The following is a 24,541-nucleotide window of genomic DNA, read 5'->3' as shown; positions in this document are numbered from 1 at the left end:
CCCCGCCACCACCGCCTGCTCAGCGAACCGCCGCAACAAAGCCGACTTCCCGATCCCACCCGGACCATGCACGAACACAACACTCACCACCCCGCAACCACCGCCATACAACGCCGCACGGAAAACCGCCAACTCTTCCCCCCGCCCCACAAACGCCATCTCCCGCGCCGCTTGCAGACGCCAGCCCAGCAACCCGGACCCATGACCACTCCCCGACGACATACCCCAAACCCCTCTCCGAACAGCCGATCGATACCGCTGTTGAATGCCCGGGCCGAGCTCTCGGACGGGCGGTCACGGACGAACTTGATAAGCGGGAACTGCAGTCAGATGCACGGAAGACCAACCGCGAGCTCGCCGCGGCCGTGGGGGCGTCTCACCGACCACGGCGCTCGACCGCACCCGCGCCCTGCGCCAGCGAAAGATCATCCGCGGCGCGATCCTCGACATTGACCTGCGCCGCGATCCGACGCCCGGTCCAGGCCCTCTTCGCCATCCGGATACGCCCGCCGTCGCGGCGCAACATCGAAGGCTGCGGCACCTGGGTCAGCCGGCGAACACATCCGCAACAACCAAATTGCTCCCGCCACCCCATGAACGCCGGGCTCGCGATGCGGACGCCCGGTTGATTGGACTCCCTGTCCCCCGGTGAGCCAGGTCGGCCTTGACGTCGGCGGCGGCACGCCGAGCGACCCTGTCCGAGTGAGGGACCGTTCATCACGGGTAGCTCGCGGTCGGGCGGTCCGGAACAGCCGCCACTTCCCGTGACGGCAGTGGCGGTCTGGACCGGCTCGTGTGAGATCGGCTGGCCGAGTCCGGCGGCCCACGTCGCCCCGGTGAGTCCGTCCCAAGCCCGTGCGCCTGATCAGGGCTCGATGACCACCTTGATCGCGCCGGCTCCGCGGTCGGCCGCAACGCGAAACGCTTCCCGAGCCTCCTGGATCGGGAACCGATGCGTGATGATCGTCTCCGCGATTTCGGGTTTCTTGGCCAACATGGACGCCACTTCCTCGACTTCGCGGACCCCCTCGTGCCTGCCGTAGGCGATGCTGTTGACGTAGGTCAGCTCCTTGACCAGGCTCTGGGTCCCCGGGATCGGCAGCGTCGTCCGGTACACGCCCAAGGAGACGATCCGGCCTCCCGGACGTGCGGCGTCCGCGGATCGAGCCAGGCTCGACTCACTGCCGGCCGCATCGATCACCACGTCGTAGGTCCCGCTCGGCCGGCCGAGTCCAAGTCGCTCGGCGGCGGTCAGCTGATGGCTGTGCCGGGCGTCCACATCGACGTCCCATCCTTGGTGCTGGGCCGCTGCGCCTGCCAGGAGCCCGATCGACCCCCCGCCGACCACGAGAATGCGCTCCCCGGGTTGCGCCTGCGCGCGGCGCACCGCGTGCCAGGCGACGGCGCCAGGTTCGATCAAGCATGCGTCCTTAACGTCCAGCTGCGCGGGCAGGGCCAGCAATGTGTATTCCGGCACCACGACCGCTTCGGCAAGGCCGCCATCTCGGTACATCCCGAGAGTTCCGTGGCCGGCTTCAGTGCACCGCTGTGGATTGCCGGCACGGCATTCCGCGCATTCCCCACCGTAGATGCTCGGTTCGACGAAATAGCCGTTGCCGGTGTCATCCACTCCGGCGAATTCATGGCCATAGATGAAGCTGGTGACGCCGAAGCTGACGAACATGACGTCGGTGCCGCAGATCCCGGCGGCGGCGACCGAGAGCCGTACCCCCGCTCCACCAGGTTCATCGACCTCGATGGTGCGGATTCCGTCATCGGTGTTCACTACCGCGTACATGTTGCGTCCCCCCGTTCTTCAACCGCCGTCTCGGTCCTCGTGCTTCAACCTGGCGGGTGACAGGGTGAGGGAACGTCACCTCATCAGGGTGATTAGATCCGGACTATGAGACCCGACGACGGCGCCGCCCGCATTTCGCCTGGGTGGATTCGTGCCGCGACCGGCCTTTCTGGCTGTCGGTGCTCGCCGCATTCGTGGGACGATTCCGGTTCGGCGCTGGTGCGGGCGCTGACGGCGGCGCCCGATCTGGACGGCTGGGGAATCGTGGAGCGCCTGCTGACCGACCTGGCGCCCTTGGCGGACCGGATCTGGCTCGTGATCGATGACGTGCGCCTGCGCAACATCTTCGACAAGCCCGGCATCACCTCCCGCGGCTCCGTAAGAAGCTGTCCGGGTCAGCGGCGGTGAGCGAGCGGTGCGAGCAGGCCTAGGGCGCGGGCGCGGGCGACTGCCTCGGCCCGGCGGTTGATGCCGAGCTTGCGGTAGAGGTTGCGCGTGTGGGTCTTGACGGTGTTCGGCGAGAGGGACAGTTCGTTGGCGATCTCCGGTACCGACAGATTGGTCGGCAGGTAGCGCAGCACACGGATCTCGCTGTCGCTGAGCGGCTCGAGCGGCGGCTGGGGCGCGGTCCGCGCGAGGGCGGGGCTTCTTCCGGCGAGCAGGCTCTGGATCTCGGTGATGAGGGAAGCGTGCCGGGTGCGGTGTGCGCTGTGCCTGCTGAGCAGGTCCTGCGTCGGCTGCAGCAAGAACCAGATCAACACGCCGCCCGATTCGGCCAGATCGAGTGCGCGTTCGAGGGCGCGCTCGGCGGCGCCGAAGTCACCGAGCCTGTCCCTGGCGATCGCCTCTAGCAGAAACGCCTGTTCCAGCCAGTCCGGCCAGGGCACCGATGCGGAACCGTCCAGGACTGGCGCGAGAGCGGCGGTCGCGGCCCGTAGGTCGGCCTGGGTGAGCCGCAGCATCGCCAGCGCTATCCGCATCTCCCCGCGGTCCCGATGGTGCTGGTCCAGGTCGGCGAGGGCCTGCGCGGCGCGCTTGGTCTCGCCGGAACGCACGAGAACCTGAAGCCGGAACGCATGCATCGCCATGCCCATCGGGTTGGGTCCGGCCAGCAGTTCGGACAGCGGCTCGGCCGCCTGGAAAGCGGCCAGTGCCTCGACGTGCCGACCGCGTGCCATCTCCAGCATCGCGCGGACAAGGCAGATCCCTATCCCGGCCAGGGGCTGAGCGTTGGCCACGAGGGTGCGTTCGGCGCGCTGGACCCAGGCTTCCGACTCGTCCAGCCGTCCTTGCCATCCGCGTACCGCCCCGAGCGTCATGTATGCCACCCCAGCCGCCGGCTCCTCGGTCCAGCCATGCCGCTGGGCCAGGTCCACCGCCTGCATGCCGTGGTCGGCCGCCTGTTCGAACGAGAGGAAGAACTCGTTCGCCGCCTGGTAGGCGAGGCTGCTGAACTCCAGATACGGTCGCCTGATTCGCTGGGCCAGCGCGCGGCTCAGTTCAAGGTGCCGCCGTGCCTGCGCGAATTCGGCCATCCAGTACTCGGTGCTGTCCAAGCTGATCAACGCGAGCGCGCGCAGCTCTTCGCCGAGCCTGGGCCGCATGGTGTTCTGGGCCGCGGCCATCTCCTGCAGGTTTCGTGCCTGCTCGGCCGCGGCCGGCAGGTCCGCGCGCCGGCGGGCCAGCATCAGCCGGACGATCCCGAGCAGGAGACGCGCGTGTTCGCGCCGTTCGGCGGACACGGCCGTGGAGTTCCGCTCCGCCAGGCCGAGATGTCGCTGCGCGGCCTCCACTGATCCGTGCGCGAGTTCCTCCGCGGCGAACAGGGCCGCGAGTTCGCTGTCGGTTGCGACCACGTCGTCGGGGAATCCCGTGAGCAGGTCGCGGGTGGTGGCGGCCTGACCATCGAGCCACAGGACGGGCCAGTGATCGGCGAGCAGCCGGGCGGCCAGGTTCCAGTCCTGGGCGGCCTGGCTGTGCCGGATCGCGCCAACCGGGTGCCCGTGCGCGGCGAGCCATCCGGCGGCTGTCCGATGCAGTGCGGTGAGTTCACCCGGCGCGGTGCGGCGCAACTCCAACCGCAGCAGGTCGGTGAACAGCTGGTGGTAGCGGAACCATGACCGCGTTGCGTCCAGGGAGACCACGAAGGCGTTCGCCTGCTCCAGGTCCTGCAGGATGCGCTCTCCGCCGCTGCCACCGGTGAGCAGGTCGGCGAGCTCGCCGTTCACCTTCTCCAGGATGGAGGTCCGCAGCAGAAGCTCCCGCACGTGGCCGGTCTGCCGCTCCAGCACCTCGGCCAGCAGGTACTCGGCCACCGTCCGTTCGCTCCCGGAGAATTCGGCCACGAACCGCTCCGGGGCCTCATGTCCGGCCAGCGACAATGCAGCCAGGCGCAGCCCCGCCACCCAGCCCTCGGTGCGGTCCCGAAGCAGCGTCAGCGCCGGCTCGGGTAAGCTCACCCCGGCGCCGTCCAACAGCTTCCGCGTCTCCTCCAGTGCGAAGCGCAGGTCGGCCGTCCTGATCTCGGTAAGTTCGCCCTCCAGCCGCAGGCGGTGCAATCCGAGCCGCACATTTTGCCGGGTGAGGAGAACGAACCGCAACGCGGACGGTGCGCGCATCAGCAGCAGCTCAAGTTGCCGGCGCGCCTCGGCCGAGCCCAGCTCGTGCACGTCATCTATCACGAGCCAGATCCGGTCCGCCAAGGACGCCAGGTCGGTCAGCAGGCGCTCCACGATTCCCCAGCCGTCCAGATCGGGCGCCGCCGTCAGCGCCCGCACCAGCGCCGACCCCGGAATCGTCCCACGGAGCGCGTCGAGCACCGACAGCCAGAACCGCTGTGGGTCATGTTCGTCGTGTCCGACCGCTATCCAGGCGACCCGCTCATTGATGCTCGCTTCATCGATCCACGACTGGACCAGGACCGTCTTCCCGCTACCGGCCGGCGCCGATATCACGGTCACCCGACCTGCGGCTGCGAGCCGTCCGAATAAGGCCGGTCGCGGCACGAGTCCACCCAGGCGAATGCGGAAGGCGCCGTCGTCAGGTCTCATAGTCAAGATCTAATCACCCTGATGATGAGGTGACGTTCCCCCGCCGCCGTGGCCACCGACAACTTCGACTACCGGCATCCGTCGCTGGAGACCTGTCACGCCACCGAGAAGGCGCCCAGGTTCGTCGACTCCTACTCCAGCTCGCAGGAGCAGCCCTACAGCTCTTGCTGGACCGCCTACATCGGGTACGCGGGCTGGGAGGAGGACGACGACGGCAGCGGCGTCAAGAAGCGCAAGCCTGCGGCGTGGACCTACCTGTTCCCCCCGCAACTGCGCATCCCCGCGCAGCTGGTGGCCCAGTTGCACCCCGGCGACGTCTTCTCCTAACTTCCTGCCCGTCATCGACCACATCGCCGACGCCCTGGATCAGAGCAAGAACGCATCCGCCTTTCCGCCGTACCGCCCAGGGGACACGACCAACGGCAGGAACAACAACTATCCGCCGGTCAGAGGGCCCCTGGGGAACGAGCTGAAGAAAATCATCGCAGGTAACTACGACAAGGCGCCGACCACCGACGAGGGTCAGCCGCTCTGCAGAGGAGCCGACAAGAACGAGCGCGCCAACCGTAAGGTCTTCGGCGGCCACCCCATCTACGTGCCGCAGGACGCCTTCTCCCTGACGCCGTACGGCAACTACTGCCAGTACTACTTCAAGGAGCAGTACGCGGCCACGCACGCCGGTGCGCTCCAGTGCGACGAATATCCCTTCGCCTCCACCGAGCAAGGGGCCGCCCTGGACAAGATTCACTATTCCGTCCGTGCGGTGCACACCAGCTATAACGAGAACCACGGCGATGCGCTGCAGGCCTTCTACGGCCAGTACCGGCTCATCACCTATGACCCGGAGAATACTCCCACGAAGGTCAGCGACAGCCCCTTCTGGGTGAAGATCGTAGACTAGCGGCGCAGAGCGCCGGGCTGCCCGGCGGCCCGGCGCTCCACCCGCCTGAGCAGGGATGAGGAGATGACGATTCCGGAGCGGGCGCTTCCCGCGGAGGATCAGTGGGAGCTGCTGGCCGAGCATAATCTCTCGTACTACTTCCATGGCCTCTGGGTCGAGAGCGACGACCGGGAGGAGGTGGCCAGGCTGCTGCGGGTGGACCCGGGCACCAGGCTGGAGTGCGATCGCGAGACGCTCGTCGAGATGTACCAGGGGCGGCCCGCGGACACCGTGTGGATCGGCCCGCACGCCCCCGGCTGGACGCACGTTCTCGCCTTTGGCCTCTATCCTTTCCATCCCGCCATCCGCAACCTCGGGAAACGGCGCGTTTTCGAGATCCGCTACGACGAGGCCCGGTACGAGCTGGAAGGGATGTACGTCTACTACGACGGCGAGCGGCTCGGGGATGCCGAGCCACCGCTCGAAGAGGGCGGGCCGATGTTCCTGCCCGATTACCGGCGCTATGCGGGCGGGCTCGCGCTGCTCGACGATCTGGACCTCGAACGGCATGCGCACCGCATGTTGTCCATGATGGGCAGGATCTCGGGACGCTTTCTCGACCGGGAGTGGTTCGCGGCGACGCGGAGCCTTTATCGCATCCCAGACGGGACCTGGCCGGAACAATGGGAGGGCTGAGCCCCCGCCCGCCCTGCCGGGTCCGCCCTGCCGGGTCCGCCCTGCCGGGTCCGCCCTGCCGGGTCCGGTCGGCCGGCGCGCCCCGGCGCCCTCGCGGAGAGTGGCGAGGACACGGAGGCGCGGGCTCAGCCACCCGCCGCAGAGCGGGCTGCGTTCGAGCGCTCCGGACCCGTCGTGCGATCCCGGGAACTGATCGCTGCGGACGGGCCATCGTCGCCATGATCGCTTTCAGGAGGGAGTCGTCATGGGACATGTGCTGCTGACGGGGGCCACCGGAAGGATCGGCACGGCGCTGGTCTACTGCGCGGGCTTCTCGCCCATCGCGGCCGTCGCCAGGTCCGGCCCGGAGACGTGGCGGCGGACGATGGCGGTGAACGTGGCCTCCACCGCCGAGCTGGTCCGGCTGGCACTGCCCGCGCTGCGAAGGTCCAGGGGGCATGTGGTCTTCGTCAACGCCTCGCCCGGGATGACCGGGGTCCCCCGCTGGTCGGCGTTCGTCGCCGGCAAGGCGGCGATGCGGGAACCGGACGATTCGCTGCGCGAGTAGGAGGCCGCCCATAGGGGGCAGATCAGGTACGGGAGAAAGGGACAGTCGTCCACTCCCGTCTCGGCGTCCACGGCGCCTACACCCTCGCCATGCCCGAACCTCGCGCCCGGCGCCATCCGCGACCCGAATGCCGCCGAGGGCGACGACGACGCGACCGACGACCAGGGGAAAGACAACGCGCACCGCACCGCGCCCTCGCCTCGAAAGACCCATCCGTCATCGAGATCTGCCACGTCCTGGCCCGGCTCTTCATCCCCACCGCCAGCGCCATCGACCACGTCCTGGGCTGGTCCTACTACCGCCGCCTTCACCAGCACCGGGCGCAACTCAGCCACTACCGCCGACGCGGTCATTCCATCCCAAGAAATCTACGGATGTAGTACCTGTACCCATCGTGCTCGATGGCAAGGCCCTCCGGAGTAGGGTCGCGGCAGCCGATCGCCCCGACCACGTACGTTGGGCGCCGAAGTCTGCGATCGTCACGGCCTCAACCTTTGCAAGCTCGGTCGAACAGGGCAACTATCAGCGGCCCGCCAAGCATCCGTCACGGAACTGTGATCATCTAGACACTCGATCCCCACACAGAGAACCCCGCCTCCCAGCGCAGGGAAGCGGGGTTTATGCATGTCAGAGGCTACTTGGCCAAGTGCCTGCTGATCACCAGCCGCTGGATCTGATTCGTGCCCTCGAAGATCTGCATGATCTTGGCCTCGCGCATGTAGCGCTCGACCCGGAACTCCCGCGTGTACCCGTACCCGCCGAACACCTGCACCGCGTCCGTCGTCACCTTCATCGCCGCGTCCGTCGCCACCAGCTTCGCCACGCTGGCCTGGCGGCTGTACGGCAGGCCGGCGTCGCGGCGGCGGGCGGCGTCGAGGTACGTCGCCCGCGCGCTGTCCACGGCGGCGGCCATGTCCGCCAGCAGGAATCCGAGCCCCTGGTGGTCGATGATCCGCTTGCCGAACGTCTTCCGCTCCTTGGCGTAGGCCACGGCCTCGTCCAGCGCGGCCTGGGCCAGGCCGGTCGCGCAGGCGGCGATGCCGAGCCGGCCGGAGTCGAGGGCGCTGAACGCGATCTGGAGGCCCTGCCCCTCGTCGCCGATCAGCCGGTCCGGCTCCAGGACCACGCCGTCCCAATGGGCGGTGGTCGTCGGAACGGCGTGCAGGCCCATTTTCTCCTCGGGCCGGCCGAAGGTGAGCCCGTCAGCGGCGCCGGGCGCGAGAAAGCAGGAAATGCCGGAGCTGGAGCGGGCGAACAGGGCGTAGAAGTCGGCGATGCCGCCGTGCGTGATCCACGCCTTGTTCCCGCTGATCCGGTAGCCGTCCGCGACCCGCTCGGCCTTGCAGGTCAGCGCACCGGCGTCGGAGCCGGCCTGCGGCTCGGACAGGCTGTAGCCGCCGATCAGCTGCCCGGCCAGCATGCCGGGCAGCCAGCGCGCCCGCTGCTCCGCCGTCCCGTACGTGAACACGGGGAAGCAGGCCAGGGTGTGCACGCTGGTCGCGACCGCCACGGCCGCCCACCGCATCGCCAGCTCCTCGATGACCTGCAGATACACCTCGTACGGCTGCCCGCCGCCCCCGTACTCCTCGGGGTACGGCAGCCCGAGCAGCCCGGCCCCGCCCAGCACCCCGAAGAGCCCTTCGGGGTACGTCTCGGCGCGCTCGTGCTCGTCGACCCGCCGCGCGAGCTCCTTGTCGGCGATCTCGCGGGTCAGCTCGATGAGGTCCTTGGCGTCCTGGTCGGGCAGCAGGCGGTCGACGGTCACGATCCCTCCTGGCTCATGGTGGGCTCACCCAGTCGCGCCAGGGTGGTCCTGGCGCGCTCGCGGAACTCGGCGACGCGGGCGAGCTTGATGTCCTCGTACCCCCGGATCAGCTCGGGCAGGCCCGCGATCTCGGCGACGGTGTCGGCGGTCGCGGGCGTGAGCCTGGTCAGGGCGGCGCGCACGAGGTCGCGGTACTCGCCCACCAGCTCCCGTTCGACGCGCCGCACCTGGGCCCGGCCGAACACGTCGAACGCCGTCCCGCGCAGCACCCGGGCGGCACGCAGCCCGCGGAACAGCACTCCGGCCGAGCGGCGTACCTTGATCTTGCGCTTCATGCCCATCGCGCGCAGCGCCGGTGGGTGCAGCAGCACGGTGACGACCGCGTCCGCGCCGAACTCGCGTTCCCGTCTGGCCTGCTCGGCGGGGTCGAGGTGGAGGCGGGCGACCTCGTACTCGTCCTTGTAGGCCATGAGCTTGTGCAGCCCGCGGGCGTAGGCGAGGGCGATCGCCGTGCCGGCCTCCTCGCCGGCCCGTTCGATCGCCAGGCCGGTCAAGCGGCGCACGTCGTCGGCGTACGTGGCGGCGTAGGCGGCGTTCTGGTAGCCGGTCAGGTCGGTGACGCGGATGGCCACGACGTCGTCCAGCTTCTCGACGGGCTCGTCGGAGTCGTGCACGACCGCCTGGCGTACCGCCTCGGGGTCGGCCACGGCGGCGCGGCCCCAGCGGAAGGCGGCGAGGTTCTGCTCGACGGCGGCCCTGTTCAACCGGATCGCCTCCTCGATGGCCGCGGCCGACATCGGCAGCAGGCCGTGCTGGTACGCGGCGCCGACGAGCACCAGGTTGGCCGGCATGTGGTCGCCGAACAGCGCCTCGGCCAGCTGGTGGGCATCCAGGCACTGGGTGCGGAGCGTGGCGGACTCCACGCGGGCGACCGCGGCGGCGTGCCCCGGCACCGGCATGCGGCCGGTCACCATGGCGGCGGTGGGCACGACGGAGGTGTTCAGCACGGCGATGGTGTGCTCGGGCGTGGCCACCGCCAGGTTGGCGTCGGAGGCCGCGCCCAGCAGGTCGAAGCCGATCAGCACGTCGACGCGGCCGTGCGAGGCGCGTACCGATCCCTCGACCGGGCGCGGCGAGATCCGCACATCGCTGACCACAGGGCCGCCCTTCTGGGCCAGACCGGTCTGCTCGAGCCCGGCCGCGTGCAGCCCGTCGAGGTGGGCGGCCATCTGCAGGATCTGCGAGACGGTCACGACGCCGGTGCCGCCGATGCCGGGCATCCTGATCAGCGCCTCTGCAGGCCTGCCGGCGGGCTCGTCCACAGGTGGCGGCGGCAGTGCCTGGGGAGCGGCAGGGGTGCCCGGCTCGACCAGCAGGAACGACGGGCAATCGCCCTTGAGGCAGCTCAAATCGGAGTTGCAGGACGCCTGGTGGATGCGGGTCTTGCGACCGTACTCGGTCTCGACCGGCTGCACCGACAGGCACGTCGAGACGTCGCCGCAGTCGCCGCATCCCTCGCAGACCCGCTCGTTCACCACGACCTTCTCGACCGGGGTGGGCAGTTTGCCGCGCTTACGCAGCCGCCGCTCCTCGGCAGCGCACCGGTCGTCGTGGATCAGCACGGTCACGCCGTCGAGCGCGGCCAGCTCCTTCTCGACCGCGGCGAGATCGTCGCGGTGCCGTACGGAGGCGATCGAGACCAGCCGCACCCCCCGGTACGTCTCCGGCTCCGGCGTCGTGATCACGATGCGGCGCACGCCCTCGATCGCCAGCTCGTGCGTGAGCGCGGGCACGTCGAGCCGGCCCTCCGCCCGCTGGCCGCCCGTCATGGCGACGGCGTCGTTGTAGAGCAGCTTGTACGTCATCGACACGCCGGCGGCGACGGCCGCCCTGATCGCCAGGGAGCCGGAGTGGTGGAAGGTGCCGTCGCCGAGGTTCTGCACGAAATGCCGGTCTTCGGTGAACGGCGCCAGCCCGATCCACTGGGCGCCCTCGCCGCCCATCTGGGTGAGGCCCACCTGGGTGCCGCGCCCGTGCCCGTCCAGCGCGATCATCGCGTGGCAGCCGATGCCCACGCCGACCAGCGTGTTGTCGGAGGTGCGGGTGGAGGTGTTGTGCGGGCAGCCCGAGCAGAAATAGGGGGTACGGGCGGCGACGAGCGGAAGCGAGCGGTTCTTGGCCACCGTGACGGTCGTCCGTCGCGGCAGCCGGTCCGCGCCCACGCAGGCGGCGATGGCCTTGGCCACGTCCTCCGCGCCGAGCGTGCCGCGCGCGGTCAGCAACTCCCTGCCGACGACGGCCGGCGCCCGCTCGCCACCGTACAACGCCTGCTTGACCTGCCCCTCCAGGAACGGCACCTTGTCCTCGACCACCAGCACCCGGTCGAGGCCGGCGGTCATGGCGGCCAGGTCCGCGTGGTCGAGGGGGAACGGCATGGCCAGCCTGATCAGCCGTACACCCAGGTCGTCCATGGCCGCCTCGTCCAGGCCGAGGTCCGCCAGCGCGCGCAGGACCACCGCGTACGTGGTGCCCGAGGCCAGGATGCCCAGAGCGGTGTTGCCCGCGCCGGACATCACCCGGTTGAGCCCGTGCGTGCGGGCGTACTCGCGGGCCAGGTCGAGCCGGCGGGTGAGCATGTCGTGCTCGGCGTCGAGCGCGGCCGGGCCGAGCAGGATGGGGGCCGCCCCGCTCCGGCCGTCCGGGGGCATCGGGATGCCCGTCCGCAGTGGGCCGAGGTCCACGGTGGCGGACGCGTCGGCGATGTCGGCGACGATCTTCAGTCCCGTCCACAGGCCGGTGGCACGGGACATGGCCACCGCGTGCAGCCCGAACTCGATGATCTCCGCGACCGAGCCGGGCGCCAGCAGCGGCAGGGACAGGCTCTGGCACATGGGCTCGCACGAGCTGGGCAACGTGGAGGACTTGCAGCCGGGGTCGTCGCCGATCCACGCCACGGCGCCGCCGCGCGGTGCGGTGCCGGCCGTGTTCGCGTGCCTGATCGCGTCGGCTGCCCGGTCCAGGCCGGGGTTCTTGCCGTACCAGAAACCCGTCACGCCCTCGTGGCGGCGACCCGGCACCTGGTCGAGCAGTTGGGTGCCGGCCACCGACGTGGCCGCGAGCTCCTCGTTCAGCCCGGGCTGGAACACCACGCCCGCCTCGTCCAGGAACCGCGCCGCCCGTCCCATCTCCAGGTCGACGCCCCCCAGCGGCGACCCCTGGTAGCCGGTGACGAACACCCGCGTGTCCAGCCCGCGCTCGCGGTCCAGGCGGCGCTGCTCCAGCGTCAGCCGGACCAGGGCCTGGATGCCGGAGATGAGCACCCTGCCGTCGAGTGCCGTGTACTTGTCGTCGAGCGACACGGGGGCGGGAACCGCGCTCACGCGTATCTCCTCCTGGCTTCGTACGTGGTGATTCACAGCACAGCAACGTGGGCAGGACATTCGCAAGTATTAGATGAGAAGGTGCCCCGAAGACGCAAACAATATGAGGGTTCCGCCGAGATGGCTGGTGTTCTTTGCGCCTGAGGAAGGGGATCTGGCATGCCTGACGTGGACGCGATCGATCACCACGTGCTTCGGCTGCTGCGGGAGGACGGGCGCAGGACGTTCTCGGAGATGGCCGACCTGGTGGGGCTGTCGGTGGCCGCGGTCAAGCGGCGGGTGGACCGGCTGCGCGAGATCGGCGTGATCAAGGGCTTCACCGTCGAGATCGACTACGCCAAGCTCGGGTGGGGCATCGAGGCGTTCACCGAGCTGCGCTATCCCGGCACGACGCCGGTCAGCGAGATCGTCCGCACCGCGAGAGAGGTGCCGGAGGTGCAGGCGGTGTTCACGATCGCGGGCGATCCGGACGCGCTGATCCACGTACGGGTGCGGGACCTCGGCCATCTCCAGCAGGTCATCGACCGGCTGCGCCGGGCCGGGAACGTGACCGGCACGAAGACGTTGCTGGTGCTCGGGTCGTGGACGCGGGAGGCGCTGTCAAGCCGTCCCTCCTGATCGTTCCCGGCGGGAGAAACAGCGGACGAGCAGGCCGACCGCGAGCAGCACCGGCACGCCGAGGCCGGCCAGCCAGAACGACACGCCGGTCAGGGGGACGGTGTCGTGTGCCGCCCTGTCGCCGGCGGGGGCCGGGCTGGGCTCGTACGGACCGGTGGTGGCGTGGACGCGCGGCTCCTTCCGCGGGCGATGGGGCTCCGCGTGGGAGGCCGCCTGAGGCGTTTCCGCCGGGACGGGTGTACGCGTGCGCACCGGGGAGGGACTCGCGACCGGCTCGACGGCGGTGGACGTACAGGAGCGGTTGTTCGCGGTGCTCTCCTCGCGGCTGACCGTGGAGACGGTGACACAGTTGGCGATCTCGCCGGCGGCGTCCGGGCTCGCGGTGAAGGCGAGCGTCCTGCTCTCGTGCGGAGCCAGCGTCCCGAGCGAGCAGGTCGCGGCCGGGCATTCGTGCGGGCGGCCGGTGACCGTCGTCCGATCCCCGCCGGCGGAGTCCCGCACGGTGACGTCGGCCGCGCGGGACGGACCGTTGTTGCGGACCCTCACCCGGTACGTGATGCCGTCGCCCTCGTTCACGCTGGCCGGGCCGGTCGTCTCGACCTCCACATCGGTCATCGTCCGGGTCCGGCTGATCAGCTCCGCCGTGTCGTCCGTCGCGTTCGAGGCGGTCACATGGGCGCGGGTGACGATGTCCGTGTCGTCGGGGAGCGAAGGGTCGATCGTGACGGGGATCTCGTAGACCGTGCTGTGTCCCGGCGGGATGACCAGGCCCGGCCCGCCGCAGGTGACGATCTGGTCGGCGAGGGTGTCGGTGATCATGACGTCCTCGGCGTCCTGGCCGCCGGCGTTGGTGACGGTCACGGCGTAGACGGACACCCCGCCGACGATCATCGGGTCAGGGGCGACCGCCTGGCTGATCCGCAGTTCGGCACCAGGGACGGGCATGGCGGCCGCAGGACGGCTCCCCCAGCCGCCGCCCCCCATCGCCGCGAGCGCGACAACCGCCGCAATCCCGGCCACGCCCATTTCAGCCCCCGCACCGACTCGACTCGGGAGCGATCCTGCTACCGCGCGAACACCACGAGACGGCGATCAGGCCAGAAGCGTGCACGGCGATGACGGATCCTTTGCCATCCGGGGTGTTCCGCGCTCGACGAACACCCCGGACACGGCATGCCCGGCCGCGTAGTGTCGGGGAACATGCCAGGTGCCGCCCGCTACGACGACGTCGCCGACTTCTACGCGGCCGGTTGGACGGACGCCGTCGACGACCCCGCCTCCGTCCGCCTGCTCGCTCTGCTGGAGCCGATCGCGGACCGCCGAGTCCTGGAGATCGCCTGCGGCCACGGCCGGATCAGCCGCGCGCTCGCCCGCCGTGGCGCCGATGTCGTGGGCGTCGACCTCTCATCAGCCCTGATCGAGAAGGCAAGGGCCGCCGAGCTCGACTCGCCGCTCGGCATCCACTACATCCACGCCGACGTGACCAGCGCCGACGTCCCCGGCGTTTCCGGACCCTTCGACGCCGTGGTCTGCAGCTTCGGCCTCTCCGACATCGACGACCTCGAAGGCGCGGTCGCGGGGGCCGCCCGCGCCCTCCGCCCCGGGGGCCTCTTCGTGTGCTCGATCCTGCACCCGTGCTTTCCTGGTGGCCGGGGCGTCTCGGGTTCGTGGCCCGGGGACGCGGGCTACCACACGGAGGGCTGGTGGCGCGCCGACGGCGAGCTCTCGTCCCTGCGCCGCCAGGTCGGCGCCAACCACCGCACACTCTCGACGTACGTCAACACCTTCCGCGGCCACGGCCTCTGGCTGGACGAGATGGCCGAGCCCGAGCCCGCCCAGGAGTGGGCGGCGAAGCGCACCGACGCCGCCAGGTTCCCCGTGTTCCTCGTCATGAGGTGCGTCAAGCACGTGACTCGTACACCCGATCAGCGCGAGGCGACGGGTCGAAAGGCGGCAGGTTGAAACGGTCGCGAATGGTCTGCTGGACGGTGTATTTGTCGGCCCGGGCGTCGACCGCCATCACATATTCCTTGCGCCGGAAAAGCTCGATCACCGGATCGATTTTGTTGTGGTAGTCGCGCAGCCGCCGGGCCAGCGCGTCGGGGCTGTCGTCCTCCCGGCTCACCAGCTCCCCGCCGCACACGTCGCACCGCCCCTCGTCCTCCGGCCGGTGCGCGATCAGGTTGTAGTCCATGCCGCACCGCGAGCACAGCCGCCGGGCCAGGACGCGCCGGCGCACCTCCTCATCGGGCAGGTCGAGGTGGATCACCCCGTCGATGTCGTAGCTCTCCAGAAAGAACTCCGCCTGCCGCCGGTTGCGCGGAAAACCGTCGATGACGAATCCGTAGTTCCAGTCGTGCAACTGGAGGCGGTCCCTGACGACGTCCTCGACCAGGTCGTCCCCCACCAGCTCCCCCGCCGCGACCACGCGGCGCACCTGGGCGCCGAGCTTGGTGTGGTTCTTGACGTGCCAGCGGAAGATGTCGCCGACGCTGATGTGCACGAGATCCAGATCGTCGGCGAGCAGCTTGCTCTGCGTTCCCTTGCCGCTGCCCTGCACTCCCATGATCACATATTTCCGCATGTCTCTTCGCTTTCGCGGTCTGGTCATTCCTCGGGCATCGTCACCTTCCCATCTGCCCCGTGTGCCGGAGAAGCCGCCTGGTGTGCCCCCGCCACCGCCGAGGGCGGCGATACGTAGATTTGCCGATGCCTGGTATGCCTGCGGTGCTTACTCTCGGGCCCCATCGAGCGCCCTGCGAGAAGGTGGGTCCATGCGTGCGCTGACCACGTTCCTGTCGTTCCTCGTCATGATCATGACCCTTGCCCCGCCCGCGAGCGCGAAACCGGCCCCGGCCGCGCCGGCGGACGTGGTCTTCCAGCGGGCCGACTTCTCGGCCGGCACGCCGGAGGGCACCATGGCCGGCGACGGCCTGTCGTTCGGCTCGGCCGCCGGCACCACCTCCTACACCGACGCGCTCGGCACCAAGACCTGGGAGTACGCGCGCTGGACAGGCCCCGAGCGGGCCATCGGCTTCCCCGCGACCGAGCTGATCGCCTCCTGGACCGCGGACCTGCCTCCCGGCAGCTGGCTGCAGGTCGAAACCCGTGCAAGGAACGCCGAGGGCCTGACGAAGTGGTATTCGCTGGGCCGCTGGGCGTACGCGGAGGGCGACATCCGGCGCACCTCCGTGGCCGGGCAGGGCGACGCCGACGGCACGGTCGCCGTGGACACCTTCGTCGCGGCGGCGGGCAAGCAGATCAGCGCCTACCAACTGCGCCTCACGCTCTACCGCACGCCGGGCTCGTCGGTGACGCCGCGGGTGCGTACGTCCGGCGCCATGGCCTCCAACGTGCCCGAACGCAAGACCGTGCCGGTCAGCCCGGGCGGCGGCGTCTGGGGGACGGAGCTGAACGTGCCGCGCCGCTCCCAGAACGTGCACGAGGGCCACTACCCCGAGTGGGACGGCGGCGGCGAGGCGTGGTGCAGCCCGACCTCGACCACGATGGTGCTGGGCTATTGGGGTGAGTGGCCGAGCGCGCAGGACACGGCGTGGGTCGATCCGTCCGACCCGAATCCGGAGGTCGACTACGCGGCCCGCTACACCTACGACCACGCCTACCAGGGGGCGGGCAACTGGCCGTTCAACACCGCCTACGCGGGCCGGTACGGCATGGACGGGTTCGTCACCCGGCTGCGGTCGCTGACCGAGCTGGAGCAGCTGATCAAGGCGGGCGTGCCGGTCATCACCTCGCAGTCCTTCAAGAAGAGCGAGTTGCCGGGCGCCGGGTATGGCACCAACGGGCACCTCATGACGATCATCGGCTTCACGGCGACCGGTGACGTGATCGCCAACGATCCCGCGTCGTCGAGCAACGACGCCGTGCGGCGCGTCTATCCGCGGGCCGACTTCGAGAACGTCTGGCTGCGCAGCTCCAGCAGCGGCGGCATCGCGTACGTCATCCACCCGCCGGGCCACGCCCTGCCCGCCACGACCCCGGGGCTGCCGGCCAACTGGTGACCTCGCGACCGGCCTGCGGCGATCCGCGTCCTCACGGTCGCCGCGGGCCTCCGCGACGCCCCGCCTCACCGGGGCCCGATGGCGTCGGAGATCGGCTCAACTCGACGCAGGACCGAGAGTTCCGTACCCTTACAACCTCGACAACTGTGGCCGACCACGCCGTGGAGCGCCGGATGACCGAGGACGAATCTGCGTCACTGGAGATGACGCGGCTGGTGCGGCCCAAGTGGAACGGTCCGCCCCTTCTCCTGTCATCCGACGGCGTACGCGTCCTGGTGGCGGGCACGGGGGCGCATCGCCCGGAGTCGCGGCTGCCGCAGGTCCTCGCCGTCCCGGCGACCGTCAACGACGTGTCCCAGTGCCTGGTGGAGCGGGCGGGCCTGGCTCCGGCCAATGTGACCGTGCTGCTGGACCCGGCGACCCCGGCCAACCTGGGCGAGGCCCTGGAGCGGGCCGCGCGCGAGGCCACGTCGGTCCTGGTGTTCTACTACGTCGGCCACGGCGTCTTCGCCCCGGACGGCGAGCTGCACCTGGCCACCCGCGCCACCGTGGACCTCGGCCAAGGCGTGCCCGGCTACCAGGCGCTCCCCTACAGCATGGTGCGCACCATCCTGTCCTCGTCCCCGGCCGACCTGGTGATCGTGGTGCTGGACTGCTGCTTCACCGGCGGCGGGCGGCCCGTGCCGGCGAAGGCCGCGGACCGCATCTTCGAGGGCATGGGGCGCAGCGCGTACGTGCTGGCCTCCACCAGCAGGGACGACAATGCCTGGGCGCTGCCCGGCGTCCGGCACACCGCGCTCAGCGGCGCGCTGATCAGGCTGCTGAACGAGGGCGAGGCGGACGGCCCGCCGGCGTTCACTCTGGACCACGTCTACCACCGGCTGGCCCGGACCCTGCCCAGCGCCGGATTCCCCCAGCCACGGCGGCAGGCCACGGACGTGGGCGACCGGGCGCCGCTCGCCACAAACCCCGCGAACGAGGGGCCGCCCAACCGCTCGGGCCCGCCGATGAGCTCGCCCGGCGACCTGTCCAGCCCCTATCGCGGCCTGGCGGCGTACGGTCCCGAGCACGCCGAGCTGTTCTTCGGGCGCGAGGAGCTGACCAGGTCGCTGAGCACGCGGGTCCGCCAGGCGCTCAGGACGGGCGGCCCGCCCGTCGTCATCGGCTCGCAGGCGTTCGCCGCGGGCGGCCCGCTCATCCTCACCGGCCCGTCGGGCTGCGGGAAGTCGTCGGTGCTGCGGGCCGGGCTCATTCCCGCGCTGCGGCGGGAGGAGGACGTGTCGTGCGTCGTGCTGGCGCCCGGCGCCGACCCGCTCGGCACGCTGGCCCGCGAGCTGGCCGAGCTCGCCGGCGGGGACCCCGCGCGACTGCGCGCGATCATCGAGTCCGATCCCAGCGGGGCACGGCGCGGGCTGCCCGGGCGGGTGCTGCTGGTGGTGGACCAGTTCGAGGAGGTGTTCACGGCCTGTCCCGACGGGGCGGCGCGAGCGCGGTTCGTCGAGGCGCTCGCCGAGCTGTCGCGGGCGGCGGCCGTGGTGATCGCGGTGCGCGCCGAGTTCTTCGGGCGCTGCGCGGCGTACCCGGGGCTGGTGGAGGCGATGCGGCGGCCCGAGGTCGTCACGCCCATGACCGCGGCCGAGCTCCGCGCGGCGATCGAGCAGCCGGCCGTCCGGTCCGGCCTCGGCGTGGAGTCCGGGGTCGCCGACCTGATCATGGAGGACCTGCGGGCGCACGAGGCGGCCCTGGAGCGGTCGGGCGGGCCGCTGCCCCTGCTCTCCCACGCCCTGCTGGCCACATGGCAACGGCGCTCCGGCGGCGTGCTGACCATGGCGGGCTACCGCAGCGGGGGCGGCGTCACCGGGGCGCTGGCGATGAGCGCGGAGGACACGCTCAGGGGGCTGGGCGCGGAGTTCGAGCCGGTGGCCCGCGACCTGCTGGTCCGGCTCGTCCGCGTGGACGAGCAGATCGGCGGCACGGCGCGGCGGGTCCCGCTGGCCGAGCTGGCTCCCGACGCACCATCGGTCGGCGGGCAGGTGCTGGCCGAGCTCGGCAGGGCACGCCTGGTCACGGTGGCCGGGGGCCAGGCGGAGCTCGCCCATGAGGCGCTCATCCGCGCCTGGCCCCGGCTCGGCGGCTGGATCGACGCCGAACGCGCCACCCTGCTGGTACGCCGCCGCCTGTCGGAGGACGCGGCGACCTGGCAACGCGACGGCCAGGACCCGGCCTACCTCTACGCCGACAGCCGCCTGGCCGCCGCCGAAGCCATGGCCGCCACCGCGGGCGGCCCGGGGTCGCCGGCCCCACCCGCTCCGGCCCACGGCATCCCAGGGCGCCCCGGGGCCACCGGCCACGTCACGGCGGACGGACCGCTCACGCCCGTCGAGCAGGCGTTCCTCCACGCCTCGGTACAACGGCACCGCCGTCGGGCACTGATCGGCCGGGCCGTCATCGCCGCGCTCTCCGTGCTGCTCCTCCTGGCCGCGACCGGCGGCGTGCTGGCCCTGGTCCAGTCCAGCCAGGCGTCGACCCAGGCCAAGCAGGCGACCGGCCAACGCGACCAGGCGCTCTCCCGCCAGCTCGCCGCCACCGCCAACAGCCTGCCCGACAGCTCACTCGCCGCCCAGCTGGCCCTGAGCGCGTATCGTGTCTCGGCCACCCCCGAGGCCCGCGGCGCGCTTCTCGGCATGTTGTCGCGCCCGCTCCCGGCCCGCATGATCGGCCATACCGCCCCGGTCGAGCGGGTGGCGTACCGGCCCGACGGGCGCGTGCTCGCCACTGTCTCCAGCGACTACACCGCCCGGTTGTGGAACGTCGCCGACCCCCTCCGTCCCAAGAGCGCGGGCATCGTGAAGGGCCACACGAGGGGCTTGACGGCGGCCGCGTTCAGCGCGAACGGCAAGATCCTCGTGACCGGATCAGCGGACGAGACGGCCCGCCTGTGGGAGGTCTCGGACACGGCCCGCCCGCGGGCCCTGGCCACGGTCACGGGACACGGCGAGCCGGTGGTCTCGGTGGCGCTCAACCCGAAGGGCGACCTGCTGGCCACCGCCGGGGCCGACAAGTCGGTGCGCCTGTGGAACATCGCCGACCCCGCCAAGCCGAAACCGGTCGCCGTACTCAAGCCGACCGCCGACCCCACCGAGGTGGCCTTCAGCCCCGACGGACGCATGGTCGCGGTCACCTCGTCCACCGGCGTCGCGCTGCTGGACGTGCTCACCCCGGCCAAGCCCAGCAGCCTGGCCGTGCTGACGGCGCCGGACGGCGGCGGCGTCAGGAGCGTGGCGTTCAGCGCGGACGGCCAGAGCCTCGCCACCGCCTCCAGCACCGGGGCGCTGCACCTGTGGAACATCGCCACCGCCAAGCTCACCGGCACCGCGACCGGGCACGCGCAGGCGGCCGGCGACGTGGCCTTCAGCGCGGACGGCAACGTCCTGGCCAGCGCCTCCGCCGACGGCACCGCCCGGCTGTGGAACATCTCGACCCCGAGCGACCCGCAGCCGGCGGCCACGCTGACCGGTTTCGCGGGTGCGGTGACCGGGGTGGCGTTCAGCCCGAACGGCCAGAACCTCGCCACCTCGTCCGCCGACGGCACCACCCGCGTGTGGAACGTCGCCGACCCCGCCAAGGTCGCCGCCCGCGCCCGGCTGGCCAGGCACACCGCGCTGGTCAACGGGGTGGCGATCGCCAAGGGCGGCCGTACGCTGGCGAGCGTCTCCGACGACAAGACCGTCAAGCTGTGGGACGTCTCCGACCCCGCGTCGGCCACTCCCATCTCGACGCTGCGCGGGCACACCGACGCCGTCGTGGCGGTGGCGTTCAGCCCGGACGGCCGCTACGCGGTGTCGGCGTCGCTCGACCGCACAGCCCGGTTGTGGCAGGTCGAGCGGCCGGCCAATCCGAAATTCGTGGCGACGCTTCAAGGGCACACGGGCGGGTTGCTGTCGGCGGCGTACAGCCAGGACGGCAAGTTCGTGGTGACGACCGGGCGGGACGGCAGGACGATGTTGTGGGACGTGTCCACGCCTGCCAGTCCCAAGCGGGTGGCCACGCCGGGCGTCGCCGACGACCGGCTCGACGTGGCCGCGTTCCGGCCTGACGGCAAGGTCCTCGCGACCGGCTCGGGCACCGCCGCCGTACATCTGTGGGACGTGTCCCAGCCGGCCCAGCCGCGCCGGCTGGGCGAGTTCGCCGCCGCTCCGGGCGGCGTGCTCGACCTGCAGTTCAGCCGGGACGGCAAGACCCTGGCCGCGGCGGCCTCGGACGGCACGGCGCGCCTGTGGGACGTCACCCGCCCCGAACAGCCCAAGCGTGTGGCGACCCTGCAGGGGCATGTGGCGGACGTGTCCGCGGTCGCGTTCAGCGCGGACGGCCGCACGCTCGCCACCGCCTCCCGCGACCGCACGATCCGGGTGTGGAACGTCGCCGACGGCGCCCGCCCGTCGTTGTGGGCGGTGCTCGGCGGCGCGAGCGCGGTGAACGACGTGGAGTTCAGCCCGGACGGCACCGTCCTGGCCGGCACGTCCGACCTGGCCACCCAGCTGTGGGGGCTGAACGTGGAGCAGGCGAGCGAGAGCGTCTGCCAGTCGTCGGGCATGTCGATCACCCGGGAGGAGTGGGCGCAACACCTCCCCGGCCGCCCCTACACCCTGCCCTGTCAGACCTCGTAGGTCACGTCGGAGAAGGTGGCCACGCCCCCCTCCCCCGCCAGGTCCTGCACCCACAGGCCGACGAACGCGCCGGTGAAGCCGAAGGCCCTGATCTGGCCGCCGATGATCTCGTCGGCGTGCTCGTCGGACAGGATCGTGGCGTCCAGCTCCACGGGGATGGGGCGGCCGTCGGCGGAGAAGCGCAGCACCGGACCGTCGAACTCGACGCCGAGCCGCGTCGCGGGCTCCCCGGTGAAATGCACGGTCCGCGTGCCCTGGTCGCTGCCGGTCAGGATCAGGCCGTCCGTGGTGAGCGCGAGGTGGTACCAGTTGCGGGAGTTGTAGTAGGCGGTGACCCCGGCGGACTGGTGCACGCTGTCCGGCTCGAACGTCACGTTCGTCTCGAACGCGCACTTCGTGCTGGTGACCCGGCGGGCGACGAGGCTGGGAGCGCGCAGCCCGTACGGGGACTGCCCGCCCGAGATCGTCACCCGGTCGCCGTCGAACCTCACCCAGTCGGGCGAAGCGGGGCGGCGCAGGGTGCTCCAGTGGAGCTCGGCGGGCTCGCGCTCCGCGACCGGCCACGGGTGCGGCGTCAAGGCAGGCGCGGGCACCTCGACGGCAGGCACTCCTCCGGCGACGCGCGGCCACCCGTCCACCCACTCGACCCGCTGGATGGCGCTCTCCCTGCCCAGCACACACCGGCCCCGCGTCGTGTAGGGGCGGGCGACCAGGTGCGCGACGTACCACTCGCCGTCCTGGGTCTGCACCAGACAGCCGTGCCCGGCCTTCTGCAGCTCCAGGCCGGGGTCGTGGCGGGAGGTGAGCATCGGGCCGGCCGGGTCCGGCTCGTACGGCCCGTCCAGCGTGCGGGACCTGAGCACGCTGACGCCGTGCTCGTAGCCGGTGCCGCCCTCGGCCACCATCAGGTAGTACCAGCCGTCGATCTTGTAGATGTGGGGTCCCTCGGTGACGCTCCGGTTCTCGAGAATGAGCCGCGGCTTGCCTGCTCCGCCGCCGTCGATCTGCTGGAGCTCGATCCCGGCGAAGCCGCGTCCCGGACGCGAGTCGAAGACCATGTTGAGCAGGTACGTGGCGTCGTCGTCGTGGAAGAGCGCGGCGTCGAACCCGCGTCCTGGCAGCCTGACCGGGTCCGACCACGGGCCTTCGACGGCGGGTGCGGTGATCAGGTAGTTCGCGATGTCCTTGTAGCCGTGGGCGTAGTTGTCCATGACGCCGAAGACGAGGTGGAACAGGCCGTTCGCGTACGTGAGGTCGGGCGCCCATATGCCGCCCGAGTCCGGCACACCCGTCAGGTCGAGCAGCCTGCGGTCGGTGAGGATGCCGCCCAGAGGGCGCCAGTTGACCAGGTCGCGGGAGTGGTGGACGCGTACGCCCGGATACCACTCGAACGTCGAGGTGGCCAGGTAGTAGTCGGCGCCGACCCGCAGGATGGACGGGTCCGGGTGGAAGCCGGGCAGGACGGGGTTGCGGATGGCCGTCCGTGTCATGGCTGCCTCCATTGATAGAAACCGGTCGCCGCGAACGCTACGGGCAGTGGGTCGTCGGCCACAAGAACGCGTGATGTATACGTTACATTCGAATCATCGGAATGGCTTCGCCTGCTGATATGCAGCCACCCCGACCCCGTTGACCAGGGAGCGCCTCGCCCGTACGGTAGGTATCGGTTTCTATAGCCGCCCTGGAGGATCTCGCCTGTGCACCACCACCCGAAGGCGTTGTCCGCCACGCGCGCGATGCACGGTCGCCCGGCACTCATGCGGCGGCCGAAGAGCCTGGCCGGCACCGTCATGCCGCCGACCACTGCCCACCGGCTCCCGCACCTGGCGACCCACGACGACATCGGCGGGACCGGCCTGATGGACCGTCAGCGCCGACGACACCGACGACTTCACCCTGCCGGCGGTCCCATGAACCGAGCGTACCCGCATGAGGATGCCGAGCAGATCTCTCCCGCCATAGACTGCGTTGAGATCGCGGACCTCCCATGCTCAGCCTGTCTGTCGTCGACGACCATGAAGGGCCGGCCTTGTCGCGAAAAGTAAGCCCTAAGAGCCCCAAAGAAGGGGGCGCGACGGACGAGCGCGTCACCGTCCGCGACGTGGCCGCACGGGCCGGGGTGTCGGCCACCACGGTCTCCCGCGTGATCAAGGGCGACTACCCGGTCGCCCAGGCCACCCGGGCACGAGTGGTGCGGGCCATGCGGGAGCTCGACTACGTGCTCAACGTGCACGCCCGCGCCCTGTCCGGGGCCAGCACGAAGATGGTGGCGTTCGTCCTCGACGACGTCACCGGTCCCTCCTTCGCCCACGTCGCCAAGGGCGTCGAACAGCAGGCCACCGCCGAGGGCAGGCTGTGCATGGTGTGCACCACCCACGGCGACCCGGCCCGCGAGCTGGCCATCGTCGAGGCCATGCGCGAGCAGCGGGCTGACGCGGTCATCCTGGTCGGCGGCGGCACATTGGACGACACCTACCGCGAGCGCATGTCGCACTTCGCCCACGCCCTCGACAAGGCCGGCTCCCGCCTCGTGTTGTGCGGGCGCCCACCCCTCGGCGAGGACGTTCCGACCACAGTGGTCGAGTACGACAACGAGGGCGGCGCGTACGCCATGACCAGCCACCTGCTCTCACAGGGCCACCGGCGCATCGCCCTGGTAGGCGCCACCGCCGACGACCTCAGCACGACCAGACTCGACCGGGTACGCGGCTTCATGCGCGCACACGAGTCCTTCGGCGTCCCGCACGACCCGGACCTGGTGGTCCCGGCCGGCTTCGACCGCGCGGACGGCTACGACGCGGCCCGCCGCCTGATCGCGCTGGGCACGGAGTTCACCGCCGTCTTCGCCGCCACCGACATGGTGGCCATCGGCGTCCTGGCCGCCCTCCGCGAGGCCGGACTGCGCGTACCCGAGGACGTGTCGCTGGCCGGCTACGACGACATCCCCTTCGCCGCCGACCTGACCCCCAGCCTGACCACCGTCCACATTCCCACGGAGGAGCTGGGCCGGACAGCGGTACGCCTGGCCCTGAACCGCCAGGACCGCCAGCACGTCGTCCTCGGCACCCACATCGTCGTCCGCGACTCCGTACGCCCCCCGGCCCGCCGCCCGTAGGCC

General features: G+C 71.0%; 18 protein-coding genes. 10 read left to right on the top strand and 8 right to left on the bottom strand.

Annotated features, from left to right (window positions below; genetic code table 11):
- Both ETD86_RS35720 and ETD86_RS35710 read right to left on the bottom strand, forming a co-directional pair.
- A partial coding sequence (locus ETD86_RS35720) for an AAA family ATPase (protein ID WP_246148697.1) occupies positions 1 to 192 on the bottom strand: 192 nt, incomplete at its 3' end.
- Positions 193 to 865: 673 nt separating this feature from the next.
- Positions 866 to 1,786 (bottom strand): zinc-dependent alcohol dehydrogenase, encoded by a 921-nt coding sequence (locus ETD86_RS35710; RefSeq protein ID WP_211370524.1) that lies wholly within the window; start codon positions 1,784 to 1,786, stop codon positions 866 to 868.
- Between the two features lie 117 nt (positions 1,787 to 1,903).
- Between ETD86_RS35710 and ETD86_RS35705 the strand changes: the two genes are divergently transcribed.
- Entirely contained in the window at positions 1,904 to 2,206 is a 303-nt protein-coding gene (locus ETD86_RS35705) for a hypothetical protein (RefSeq protein WP_138671061.1), read from the top strand.
- On the opposite strand, the gene ETD86_RS35700 is transcribed toward ETD86_RS35705, so the two are convergent.
- The gene (locus ETD86_RS35700) at positions 2,194 to 4,758 is read right to left on the bottom strand and encodes a winged helix-turn-helix domain-containing protein (RefSeq protein ID WP_138671060.1); all 2,565 of its coding nucleotides are present in this window, start codon (positions 4,756 to 4,758) and stop codon (positions 2,194 to 2,196) included. The two genes, ETD86_RS35705 and ETD86_RS35700, sit on opposite strands and share 13 nt — an antisense overlap.
- A 138-nt stretch (positions 4,759 to 4,896) precedes the next feature.
- On the opposite strand from ETD86_RS35700, the gene ETD86_RS55725 reads away from it, so the two are divergent.
- The 4 genes from ETD86_RS55725 (at position 4,897) to ETD86_RS35685 (ending at position 6,971) form a co-directional block, all read left to right on the top strand.
- Positions 4,897 to 5,175: a hypothetical protein gene (locus tag ETD86_RS55725; protein ID WP_170223438.1), complete on the top strand. Its 279-nt coding sequence runs from the start codon at positions 4,897 to 4,899 to the stop codon at positions 5,173 to 5,175.
- A gap of 268 nt (positions 5,176 to 5,443) precedes the next feature.
- On the top strand, positions 5,444 to 5,749 hold the full coding sequence (locus ETD86_RS55720) for a NucA/NucB deoxyribonuclease domain-containing protein (protein WP_170223437.1): 306 nt from the start codon (positions 5,444 to 5,446) through the stop codon (positions 5,747 to 5,749).
- Between the two features lie 63 nt (positions 5,750 to 5,812).
- Positions 5,813 to 6,424, top strand: coding sequence for a hypothetical protein (locus tag ETD86_RS35690; RefSeq protein ID WP_138671058.1), 612 nt, complete (start codon positions 5,813 to 5,815; stop codon positions 6,422 to 6,424).
- Between the two features lie 244 nt (positions 6,425 to 6,668).
- Positions 6,669 to 6,971 carry an SDR family NAD(P)-dependent oxidoreductase gene (locus ETD86_RS35685; protein WP_138671057.1) on the top strand — a complete coding sequence of 101 codons (303 nt, stop codon included), beginning with the start codon at positions 6,669 to 6,671 and terminating at the stop codon, positions 6,969 to 6,971.
- A 634-nt stretch (positions 6,972 to 7,605) separates the two neighbouring features.
- Here ETD86_RS35685 and ETD86_RS35675 read toward each other — a convergent pair.
- Positions 7,606 to 8,736 (bottom strand): acyl-CoA dehydrogenase family protein, encoded by a 1,131-nt coding sequence (locus ETD86_RS35675; RefSeq protein ID WP_138671055.1) that lies wholly within the window; start codon positions 8,734 to 8,736, stop codon positions 7,606 to 7,608.
- Entirely contained in the window at positions 8,733 to 12,116 is a 3,384-nt protein-coding gene (locus tag ETD86_RS35670; protein ID WP_246148694.1) for an indolepyruvate ferredoxin oxidoreductase family protein, read from the bottom strand. Before ETD86_RS35670 ends, ETD86_RS35675 begins: the two co-directional genes overlap by 4 nt.
- Before the next feature lie 159 nt (positions 12,117 to 12,275).
- On the opposite strand from ETD86_RS35670, the gene ETD86_RS35665 reads away from it, so the two are divergent.
- A complete protein-coding gene (locus ETD86_RS35665) occupies positions 12,276 to 12,734 on the top strand; it encodes an Lrp/AsnC family transcriptional regulator (protein WP_138671053.1) in 459 nt (152 codons plus the stop codon).
- Here the strand turns inward: ETD86_RS35665 and ETD86_RS35660 are convergent.
- Positions 12,717 to 13,754 carry a CARDB domain-containing protein gene (locus ETD86_RS35660; protein ID WP_170223436.1) on the bottom strand — a complete coding sequence of 346 codons (1,038 nt, stop codon included), beginning with the start codon at positions 13,752 to 13,754 and terminating at the stop codon, positions 12,717 to 12,719. The two genes, ETD86_RS35665 and ETD86_RS35660, sit on opposite strands and share 18 nt — an antisense overlap.
- 180 nt (positions 13,755 to 13,934) lie before the next feature.
- On the opposite strand from ETD86_RS35660, the gene ETD86_RS35655 reads away from it, so the two are divergent.
- Entirely contained in the window at positions 13,935 to 14,696 is a 762-nt protein-coding gene (locus ETD86_RS35655; protein WP_170223435.1) for a class I SAM-dependent methyltransferase, read from the top strand.
- Here ETD86_RS35655 and ETD86_RS35650 read toward each other — a convergent pair.
- Complete coding sequence (locus tag ETD86_RS35650; RefSeq protein WP_138671050.1) at positions 14,635 to 15,318, bottom strand: adenylate kinase family protein; 684 nt, start codon at positions 15,316 to 15,318, stop codon at positions 14,635 to 14,637. The two genes, ETD86_RS35655 and ETD86_RS35650, sit on opposite strands and share 62 nt — an antisense overlap.
- Before the next feature lie 190 nt (positions 15,319 to 15,508).
- Here ETD86_RS35650 and ETD86_RS35645 point away from each other — a divergent pair, with 190 nt between their 5' ends.
- Positions 15,509 to 16,756 carry a C39 family peptidase gene (locus ETD86_RS35645; protein ID WP_138671049.1) on the top strand — a complete coding sequence of 416 codons (1,248 nt, stop codon included), beginning with the start codon at positions 15,509 to 15,511 and terminating at the stop codon, positions 16,754 to 16,756.
- A gap of 173 nt (positions 16,757 to 16,929) precedes the next feature.
- Positions 16,930 to 21,423, top strand: a complete 4,494-nt coding sequence (locus tag ETD86_RS35640) for a caspase, EACC1-associated type (protein WP_138671048.1) — start codon at positions 16,930 to 16,932, stop codon at positions 21,421 to 21,423.
- On the opposite strand, the gene ETD86_RS35635 is transcribed toward ETD86_RS35640, so the two are convergent.
- A complete protein-coding gene (locus ETD86_RS35635; protein ID WP_138671047.1) occupies positions 21,411 to 22,913 on the bottom strand; it encodes a glycoside hydrolase family 43 protein in 1,503 nt (500 codons plus the stop codon). The two genes, ETD86_RS35640 and ETD86_RS35635, sit on opposite strands and share 13 nt — an antisense overlap.
- A gap of 497 nt (positions 22,914 to 23,410) precedes the next feature.
- Between ETD86_RS35635 and ETD86_RS35630 the strand changes: the two genes are divergently transcribed.
- Positions 23,411 to 24,538 (top strand): LacI family DNA-binding transcriptional regulator, encoded by a 1,128-nt coding sequence (locus ETD86_RS35630; protein ID WP_138671046.1) that lies wholly within the window; start codon positions 23,411 to 23,413, stop codon positions 24,536 to 24,538.
- Positions 24,539 to 24,541 lie beyond the last annotated feature (3 nt).

It is taken from the genome of Nonomuraea turkmeniaca (assembly GCF_005889735.1).
In the GTDB taxonomy this organism is placed as follows: Bacteria; Actinomycetota; Actinomycetes; order Streptosporangiales; family Streptosporangiaceae; genus Nonomuraea; species Nonomuraea turkmeniaca.
Note: the sequence above shows the minus strand (reverse complement) of the source record. Positions and strands in the feature narration are given on the sequence as shown.

Bases quoted from the DNA above. Each gene is read 5' to 3' on its own strand.
- ETD86_RS35705 (WP_138671061.1), top strand. From the start codon at position 1,904: ATGAGACCCGACGACGGCGCCGCCCGCATTTCGCCTGGGTGGATTCGT.
- ETD86_RS35690 (WP_138671058.1), top strand. From the start codon at position 5,813: ATGACGATTCCGGAGCGGGCGCTTCCCGCGGAGGATCAGTGGGAGCTG.
- ETD86_RS35685 (WP_138671057.1), top strand. From the start codon at position 6,669: ATGGGACATGTGCTGCTGACGGGGGCCACCGGAAGGATCGGCACGGCG.
- ETD86_RS35665 (WP_138671053.1), top strand. From the start codon at position 12,276: ATGCCTGACGTGGACGCGATCGATCACCACGTGCTTCGGCTGCTGCGG.
- ETD86_RS35655 (WP_170223435.1), top strand. From the start codon at position 13,935: ATGCCAGGTGCCGCCCGCTACGACGACGTCGCCGACTTCTACGCGGCC.
- ETD86_RS35650 (WP_138671050.1), bottom strand. From the start codon at position 15,318: ATGCGGAAATATGTGATCATGGGAGTGCAGGGCAGCGGCAAGGGAACG.
- ETD86_RS35645 (WP_138671049.1), top strand. From the start codon at position 15,509: ATGCGTGCGCTGACCACGTTCCTGTCGTTCCTCGTCATGATCATGACC.
- ETD86_RS35640 (WP_138671048.1), top strand. From the start codon at position 16,930: ATGACCGAGGACGAATCTGCGTCACTGGAGATGACGCGGCTGGTGCGG.
- ETD86_RS35635 (WP_138671047.1), bottom strand. From the start codon at position 22,913: ATGACACGGACGGCCATCCGCAACCCCGTCCTGCCCGGCTTCCACCCG.
- ETD86_RS35630 (WP_138671046.1), top strand. From the start codon at position 23,411: ATGCTCAGCCTGTCTGTCGTCGACGACCATGAAGGGCCGGCCTTGTCG.